Below are 8,336 nucleotides of genomic sequence, written 5' to 3'. Positions count from 1 at the left end.
GACCACCCCGCTGCTGCTGGTCGGCGGCGGCGCCCGCGGCCGCGCCTGGCAGGAGACGGTACGGCGGCTCTCGGGGCGCTCGGTGCGCGTGCCCGAGGCGAAGGAACTCGTCGCTCTCGGCGCGGCGGCGCAGGCGGCCGGGCTGCTGACCGGGGAGGACCCGGCGGCGGTGGCCCGGCGCTGGGACACGGCCGCGGGCCCGGTGCTGGACGCGGTGGAGCGGGACGACGCGACGCTGGCCAGGATCTCCGGGGTACTCTCCGACGCGGCCCCGCTGCTGGAGCGGGCGCCTGAGGACCGCTGACCTGCCCTGGAGCCCAGAGGATTGATGGAGGCATGACCGCACCGCTGCACGAGGCCCGTACCACGGCGACCGGCCGTGCCCTGCCGGACACCCAGCAGGGCATGCGCCGGCGCAACCTCGCGCGCGTGATGCACGCGGTCAGGGCCGAGGGTTCACTGTCACGGGCCGCGGTCGCCTCGCGCATCGGACTGACCAGGGCGGCGGTGTCGACCCTGGTGGACGAGCTGGTCCGCTGGGGGCTCCTGGAGGAACTCGGCCCCGAGCGGCCCAGCCGGGTGGGCCGCCCCGGCTCGGCGCTCGCGGTGAGCGGGCGCGGCCCGGCCGGGATCGGCGCGGAGGTCGGGGTCGACCACCTCGCCGTGTGCGCGGTGGACCTGCGTGGCGAGATACGCGCGCGAGCCGTGCGGCACGGCACGAACCGGGGCCGGGACCCACGTCCGGTGGTCGGGGAACTGACCGCGCTGGTCCGGCGGGTCGTGGCGGACGCGGAACAGGAAGGCCTGTGGCCGGCCGGTCTCGCGGTCGCCGTCCCCGGCCTGGTCGCCCGCGACGGCCACACGGTCGTGCACGCCCCGAACCTCGACTGGCACGACATCGATCTCGGCGAGCTGCTGCCCACGGGCCTGCCGCTGTCGGTGGACAACGAGGCGAACTTCGGTGCCCTGGCCGAACTGTGGCTCGGCGACGCCACCCCCCGCGACTTCCTGCACGTGTCGGCGGAGATCGGTATCGGTGCCGCCGTCGTCGTGGACGGTCAGCTGCTGCGTGGCAACCGCGGTTTCGCGGGCGAACTCGGCCATGTGCCGGTCCGTCCCGACGGGCCGCGCTGTGCCTGCGGCGGACGCGGCTGCCTGGAGCAGTACGCGGGTGAGGAAGCGGTGCTGCGCGCGGCCGGTCTCGAGTCCCGCGAGGACGCGGTGGGGCTGCTCGCGCGGGAGGCGGGCGAGGACCACGAGGGCGCGCGGCGCGCCCTGCGCGACGCCGGTACGGCTCTGGGCATCGCCCTGACCGGCGCGGTCAACCTGCTCGACCCCGAGTCGGTGGTCCTGGGCGGCGCACTGGCCGGCCTCGCGCCATGGCTCCTGCCGTCTCTGGAAGCCGAACTGTCGGACCGCACCACGGGCCCGGCCTGCCCGGTCTCCGTCTCCCGCCTGGGCTCCGAAGGGCCCTTGCTGGGCGCGGCCCACTCGGTGGTCCGCGCCGTGCTGGACGATCCCGCGACGGTGGCGGAACGGGCCTGAGCGAGCCGCAGCCGGAACAGTTCCGGCCCAGGACCCGGCTCCGGCCGAAGCCCCAGTCGGGGCACGACCGGGCCTGTCCACCGCTCGCCGCACCCGTTCGAGTGGCGAGGTTTTCCACAACACCCGTGCCGTCCACGGAATCATCAGGCGCTCTTCTGCCCAACCCTGCGGCGCCGTACCGTGATTCACGCGAGGCATCCGCCGCTTCGGTGGATACCCGCACGTCATGGGGGGGGAGGACGCATGTCGGCTCAGGCGGCCGCGGGACTGCGGAGGGACGCGGTCGGGCTGCGGGAGGTGCTGTTCCAGAGCATCACGGCGATGGCACCCGCAGCCGCCGTCGCCGCCTCCATCCCGTCGGGGGCGGCGTTCGCCGGGGGCAGTCTTCCGTTGGCCGTGGTGATCGCTCTGGTGGCCTGTCTGTTCACCGCGTCGTGTGTCGCCGAGCTGGCGCGGGAGTTGCCTGCGGCCGGTTCCGTGGCCACCTATGCGGCCCGGGGGCTGCATCCGGCCGTGGGGTTCCTGGTCGGCTGGGGCTACGTGTTCGTGCAGGCGCTCGTACCGCCGTTGCTGCTGCTCCAGCTCGGGTTCACCACGGCCGGGACCCTGCATGAGGAGTGGGCCTCCTGTCCGGCGGACCTGTGGTGGCCGTGGGCACTGGCCGGGGCCGCCGTCATCGCCGTCGCCGGGTGTCTGGGGGTGCGTGCCTCGGCCCGCTTCGGGACGGTCCTCGGAGTCTTCGAGATCGCTGTCCTCCTCGTCTTCGCCGGGTGGCTGATCGTCAGGGCCGGCGACCACAACACCCTCTCGGTCTTCGGTACTTCGCACACGGCGCAGGGGTACGGCGGCGTCAGCGGGGTCTTCGCCGGTTCCGTCTACACCGTGCTGGCGTTCGCCGGCTTCGAGGCGGCGGCGCCGCTCGCGGAGGAGACCCGGGACCCGCGCCGCACCATGCACCGCGCGGTGCTCGGCGCGGCCCTGGGGATCGGCCTGTTCTACGTGGTGACGACCTATGCGATGACGGTGTACTTCGGGCCGGACCGCTTCGCCTCCTTCGGGGCGGCCGGCAGGGCCTCCTGGGAGGGTGTCGCCCGCGCGTCGTTCGGGCTCTTCTGGATCCTGGTGTTCCTCGCGGTGGTCAACTCGACGATCGCCAACGCCAACGCGAACGCCAACGTGTCCACGCGGACGGCCTACGCGCTGGCCCGCATCCGGGTCCTCCCGCGCGTCCTCGCCACGCTGCACCCGCGATACCGCTCCCCTGTCGTCGGCATCGCGGTGCAGACGGTCGTGGCGGTCGGTGCCGCGCTGGGACTGGGCTTCGGCTACGACCCGGTGACCGCGTTCCTGCTGCTGGCCACGGTGATCGTCACGGTCGTCGTCGGCGTCTACATCGTCGTCAACCTCGCCTGCATGGGCTACTTCCTGCGCCGCGGTCGCGGGTCCCTCAAGCCGGTACGACACCTCCTCCTCCCCTTGCTCGGCATCGTGGCGTTCGTCCCAGCCCTGCTCACCGCGGCCGGACTGCCCGTCTTCGACTTCGTGACGAAGCTGACCGCGCCGGTGTCGTACGCCGGTCCGGTGGTGGGCGTCTGGATGGCGGCCGGAGCGGTCGTGCTGCTGATACTGATGCGGCGTCATCCCGAGCGCATAGCCGAGACCGCGCGCGTCCACCTCGATGAGGACGATCCCCATGCCGGCGCCCCGCAGAACGGAGCCGTACCACGATGACCGAGCCCCGTATCCTCACCGTCCGCCCCGGACCGGGCGACTACGCGTGGACGTTCGGCGGGGCGCCGCCGGTCGCACGCGTCACGCCCGGCACCGTTCTCGACCTGTACACGGAGGACTGCTTCGCGGGACGGGTGAGGTCCGAGAAGGACCTGGTGTCCGAGGTGTGCGAGTTCCCGTTCCTCAATCCGCAGACCGGCCCCTTCCACATCGAGGGAGCGGAGCCGGGCGACACCGTCGCCGTGCACTTCGTGTCGATCGAGCCGGCCCGGGACTGGGCAGCGTCCACGACCGTCCCGCTCTTCGGCGCGCTCACCTCCACCCATGCCACGGCCGCCCTCCAGCAGCCGCTGCCGGAGAAGGTCTGGATCTGGCAGCTGGACCGCAGCCGCCGTACGGCCCTGTTCCGGGCGCACGAGGGGGACATCGAGCTGGAGCTGCCACTCGACCCCATGCACGGCACGGTCGGTGTGGCCCCGGCCAATCTGGAGGTCCGCTCGGCCCTGGTGCCCGACGCGCACGGCGGCAACATGGACACACCCGAGATGCGGGCCGGTGTCACCTGCTATCTCGGCGTCAACGTGGAGGGCGCGCTGCTCAGCCTCGGCGACGGGCACGCCCGGCAGGGCGAGGGCGAGACCTGCGGGGTGGCCGTGGAGTGCGCGATGAACACCGTGGTGATCGTCGAGCTGCTGAAGGGGATCACGACTCCCTGGCCCCGGCTGGAATCGGACACACACATCGTCTCCACCGGCTCGGCACGCCCTCTGGAGGACGCCTTCCGGATATCGCAGCTCGACCTGGTGCAGTGGCTGGTGCGCGACTACGGGTTCGGTGAACTCGACGCGTACCAGTACGCGACTCAGACGGTGGAATCGCCGCTGGCCAACGTGTGCGACACCAACTACACGTGTGTGGCCAAGCTCCGCAAGGAGTGGCTGCCCGCGCGCGAGACTTACCGCGGACTGCATGCGCGGCTGCGCGAGACGGCGGCGGCCCTGCGCCGCTGACCGCCGCCGCTCGCCCCGTGCTTCGAGCACACGTTTCCGAAAGGCACCCATGGACCGGGCACGACCGCTTCCCAGCAGGCGACGGCTCCTGACAAGCGCGGCCCTCGCCGTCGTCCCGTACACGCTGCTCTCCGAGACCCGCGCGGATGCCCGGACCGGGGTCGTCGACTACCCGAAGGCCGAGTGGGAGGCGGCGAGCAGCGAGAACCGCACGCCGGCGCAGCGCCCTGACGAGTACCGGATCGACCGTGTGATCATCCACGTCACGCAGCAGTCCTACGCCGGCACGCTGGCCATCTTCCAGAACCCGAAGAAGCGGGTGTCCGCGCACTATCTGGTGCGCTCGGCGGACGGTCATGTCGCCCAGTGCGTGCGGGAGACCGACATCGCCTGGCACGCGGGGAACTGGGACTACAACACACGGAGCATCGGCATCGAGCACGAGGGCTGGGTGGACAAGCCGGAGTACTTCACCGACCTCCTGTACACGGAGTCGGCACGGCTGACGGCGTCGATCTGCGAGAGATACGGCATCGCGAAGGACCGGGAACACGTGATCGGCCACGTCGAGGTGCCAGGGACCGATCACACGGATCCGGGCGGGCACTGGGACTGGAGCCGCTACATGAAACTGGTCGGCCTGTCCTCGGAGTGAGGAGGGTTCCCGGGTCTGCGGGCGGTCCCTCGAAGGAGAGCTCGATTGCTCCGATCGAGGAGCGTCGAAACGGTTGTCGGGGCGAACACCCCGCGTGACGATGTCACCAGCCGCATCGCCGTCCGAGGAGGACGAGTTGACCGATCCATGGGTGGCCCTGGAGCCGGGGGCCGACCCTGCCGAGCGCGTCCGGGTGCTGCGCCGGGCGCACGAGACGTTCACCACGGTGGGCACCGTGCCGCGCCCGGTGCGGTCCGTGGTGGCCGAGTCGTGGCGTCGTTCGGCCCGGGCCGGGGTGGGACCGGAAGGATCGGCGCGGGTGGAGCTGATGGACGGTGATCTCGGGGCCTATCGGGCGGAGCACCCGCTGGCCCGGGTGATGCCGCTGTTCCGCGAGCTGATGGGCACGTTCGCGGCGGACGGCGAGCACCTGCTCGCGGTGTGCGACGCGGACGGCAGGCTGCTGTGGGTCGAGGGGCATCCGGCGACCCGGCGGCGGGCTGACCTGATGAACTTCGTACCGGGTGCGCGCTGGTCGGAGGCCGCGGTCGGCACCAACGCCCCGGGCACGGCGGTCGCGGTGGACCGGCCCGTGCAGGTGTTCGCGGCGGAGCACTTCATCCGCCGGGTGCAGCCGTGGACATGCGCGGCCGCGCCGGTGCACGATCCGCGCACGGGGCGGGTGCTGGGCGCCGTCGACATCACCGGTGGCGACCGGCTGGCGCACCCGCACAGTCTCGGCTTCGTCCAGGCGGTGGCCCGGGCCGCGGAGTCGCAGTTGGCGCTGCTCGATCCGCCGGCACCGGCCGACGAGGCACCGGCGCTGACGGCACTCGGCCGTGACGAGGCGGAACTCCACCTGGACGGCCACCGTCTGCGGCTCGGTCGGCGCCACAGCGAACTGCTGGTGCTGCTGTCCCGCCACCCGGAGGGCCTGACCGGCGACGAACTGCTCTGCGCGCTCTACGCGGACGAGTCGGTGACCCCGGTGACCCTTCGGGCGGAACTGGCCCGTCTACGGCGGCTGTTGGGTCCAGGATTGCTGGCGTCCCGGCCGTACCGGCTGACCGTTCCGGTCGAGTCGGACGCAGCCGTGGTGGAGCGGCGTCTGGAGGCGGGAGCGGTGACGGCGGCCGTAGCGGCGTATCCGGGACCGTTGCTGCCGGGGTCGCAGGCCCCTGCGGTGGTAAGGCTGCGGCGACGGCTGGCGGACGGGCTGCGGTCGGCGCTGATCGCGCGCCGCGATCCCGATCTGCTCGCGGAGTGGGCGCACGCGCCGTGGGGCGAGGACGACGTCGAGGTGTGGCGGGCGCTCGCGGCGGTGCGGCCGACAGCGCTCGTGCGGTACCGGCTGGCGGCACTGGAGGCGGAGCTGGCGGCTCCGGTGCACTGACCTGTGCCGCAACGGGGGCGCAACGTCCACTCCCCTAGCCTGCGCGCGGAGCTGCCCACGACGGGCAGCGCATCTGCAAGGAGGCAGGCCACCATGACCCGTTACGCGGCGCCCGGCACCGAGGGCGCGATCGTCTCCTACCAGGCGCGCTACGACCACTTCATCGGTGGGGAGTACGTGCCGCCGGCCCGCGGGCAGTACTTCGAGAACCCGTCGCCGGTGAACGGGCAGCCGTTCACCGAGATCGCGCGGGGCACCGCGGAGGACGTGGAGCGGGCACTGGACGCGGCGCACGCGGCGGCGCCGGGCTGGGGCCGGACGTCCGTGACGGAGCGTTCCGACATCCTCCTCAAGATCGCTGACCGGATGGAGGCCTACCTCGAACCGCTCGCGGTCGCGGAGAGCTGGGAGAACGGCAAGCCGGTGCGGGAGACGCTGGCCGCGGACATCCCCCTCGCCATCGACCACTTCCGCTACTTCGCGGGGGCGATCCGGGCGCAGGAGGGTTCGCTGGGCGAGGTCGACGACGACACCGTGGCGTACCACTTCCACGAGCCGCTCGGGGTCGTCGCGCAGATCATCCCGTGGAACTTCCCGATCCTGATGGCGACCTGGAAGCTGGCGCCCGCCCTCGCCGCCGGCAACGCGGTCGTCATCAAGCCGGCCGAGCAGACCCCGGCGTCCATCCACTACTGGATGGGCCTGATCGCGGATCTGCTGCCGCCCGGCGTGGTGAACATCGTCAACGGCTTCGGCGTCGAGGCGGGCAAGCCGCTGGCGTCCAGCCCGCGGGTGGCGAAGGTGGCCTTCACCGGGGAGACCACCACCGGGCGGCTGATCATGCAGTACGCCTCGGAGAACATCAAACCGGTCACGCTCGAACTGGGCGGCAAGTCCCCGAACATCTTCTTCGACGACGTGTGGGCGCACGACGACGACTTCCGCGACAAGGCCCTGGAAGGGTTCACGATGTTCGCCCTCAACCAGGGCGAGGTGTGCACCTGCCCGTCCCGGGCGCTGGTCCAGCGCGGCCACTACACCGAGTTCATGGAGGCGGCGGTCGCCCGCACCCGCCTCATCAAGCCCGGCCATCCGCTCGACACCGACACCATGATCGGCGCCCAGGCCTCCAACGACCAGCTGGAGAAGATCCTCTCCTACCTCGACATCGGCCGACAGGAGGGCGCGAAGATCCTCACCGGAGGCGAACGCATCGAGTACGACGGTGAGTTGAAGGGCGGCTATTACGTCCAGCCGACCATCTTCGAGGGCGACAACCGGATGCGGATCTTCCAGGAGGAGATCTTCGGCCCGGTCGTCTCGGTGACGTCCTTCGACGACTTCGACGACGCGCTGAAAATCGCCAACGACACGCTGTACGGGCTCGGCGCGGGCGTCTGGACCCGTGACATCAACACTGCGTACCGCGCGGGCCGCGCGATCCAGGCGGGCCGGGTCTGGACGAACTGCTACCACGCGTATCCGGCTCACGCGGCGTTCGGCGGCTACAAGCAGTCGGGGATCGGCCGCGAGACGCACAAGATGATGCTGGAGCACTACCAGCAGACGAAGAATCTTCTGGTGTCGTACTCGCCGAAGAGGCTGGGCTTCTTCTAGACACATGCGAAAAGGCGCCTGACCTGGGTTTTCACCCGTCAGGCGCCCTTCGTAAAACCCGCTCTCGACCAGGCCCGGCTTGCGCGCCAGCTCCCAATTCCTCCCACGACTGCGTCCCTCCTGACCAGCGCTTCCGGACCAGTCACGGGCCAAGCCCCCGGTTCAGCCCTCGGGTACGTCACCTTGGCTGACGCGCTGCCACTCGTTCATGGACTGCTCGATGAGACGGTTCGCCTGCTCTCGAAGGCCGTCAAGGAACTTGGCGGCCGGGTCCACTCCGGAGTAGAGCCGGAACGAGATCCCGGCGTGACGGAGATCGTAAGGCCGCTTGGCCAGGCGAGAAGTGCGCTCAGTACGGGTCAGGGCGTATTCCCGGGCCCGCGCC

At 71.4% G+C, this 8,336-nt stretch carries 6 protein-coding genes and 2 pseudogenes; 7 read left to right on the top strand and 1 reads right to left on the bottom strand.

What is annotated here, in order from left to right:
* From ABZ646_RS33990 to adh, 7 genes and pseudogenes are all read left to right on the top strand, one after another.
* A pseudogene (locus ABZ646_RS33990) lies at positions 1–304 on the top strand (xylulokinase); the annotation flags it as partial.
* A 32-nt stretch (positions 305–336) separates the two neighbouring features.
* Positions 337–1,545: an ROK family transcriptional regulator gene (locus ABZ646_RS33985; RefSeq protein ID WP_360527613.1), complete on the top strand. Its 1,209-nt coding sequence runs from the start codon at positions 337–339 to the stop codon at positions 1,543–1,545.
* Positions 1,546–1,788: 243 nt separating this feature from the next.
* On the top strand, positions 1,789–3,276 hold the full coding sequence (locus ABZ646_RS33980; protein ID WP_360527610.1) for an APC family permease: 1,488 nt from the start codon (positions 1,789–1,791) through the stop codon (positions 3,274–3,276).
* A complete protein-coding gene (locus ABZ646_RS33975; protein WP_360527607.1) occupies positions 3,273–4,286 on the top strand; it encodes an acetamidase/formamidase family protein in 1,014 nt (337 codons plus the stop codon). The genes ABZ646_RS33980 and ABZ646_RS33975 overlap by 4 nt, the downstream gene beginning before the upstream one ends.
* 49 nt (positions 4,287–4,335) lie before the next feature.
* Positions 4,336–4,941 carry an N-acetylmuramoyl-L-alanine amidase gene (locus ABZ646_RS33970; protein WP_360527604.1) on the top strand — a complete coding sequence of 202 codons (606 nt, stop codon included), beginning with the start codon at positions 4,336–4,338 and terminating at the stop codon, positions 4,939–4,941.
* A 136-nt stretch (positions 4,942–5,077) separates the two neighbouring features.
* Positions 5,078–6,334 (top strand): GAF domain-containing protein, encoded by a 1,257-nt coding sequence (locus tag ABZ646_RS33965; RefSeq protein WP_360527601.1) that lies wholly within the window; start codon positions 5,078–5,080, stop codon positions 6,332–6,334.
* A gap of 93 nt (positions 6,335–6,427) precedes the next feature.
* The gene (adh, locus tag ABZ646_RS33960) at positions 6,428–7,951 is read left to right on the top strand and encodes an aldehyde dehydrogenase (RefSeq protein ID WP_360527598.1); all 1,524 of its coding nucleotides are present in this window, start codon (positions 6,428–6,430) and stop codon (positions 7,949–7,951) included.
* Positions 7,952–8,113: 162 nt separating this feature from the next.
* Here the strand turns inward: adh and ABZ646_RS33955 are convergent.
* Positions 8,114–8,336, bottom strand: a pseudogene (locus ABZ646_RS33955) (integrase); the annotation flags it as partial.

It is taken from the genome of Streptomyces sp. NPDC007162, assembly GCF_040634175.1.
Classification (GTDB): Bacteria; Actinomycetota; Actinomycetes; order Streptomycetales; family Streptomycetaceae; genus Streptomyces.
Note: the sequence above shows the minus strand (reverse complement) of the source record. Positions and strands in the feature narration are given on the sequence as shown.

Excerpts from the sequence above, each read along its gene's own strand:
- ABZ646_RS33970 (WP_360527604.1), top strand. The coding sequence starts at position 4,336 with ATGGACCGGGCACGACCGCTTCCCAGCAGGCGACGGCTCCTGACAAGC.
- adh (WP_360527598.1), top strand. The coding sequence starts at position 6,428 with ATGACCCGTTACGCGGCGCCCGGCACCGAGGGCGCGATCGTCTCCTAC.
- ABZ646_RS33975 (WP_360527607.1), top strand. The coding sequence starts at position 3,273 with ATGACCGAGCCCCGTATCCTCACCGTCCGCCCCGGACCGGGCGACTAC.
- ABZ646_RS33985 (WP_360527613.1), top strand. The coding sequence starts at position 337 with ATGACCGCACCGCTGCACGAGGCCCGTACCACGGCGACCGGCCGTGCC.
- ABZ646_RS33980 (WP_360527610.1), top strand. The coding sequence starts at position 1,789 with ATGTCGGCTCAGGCGGCCGCGGGACTGCGGAGGGACGCGGTCGGGCTG.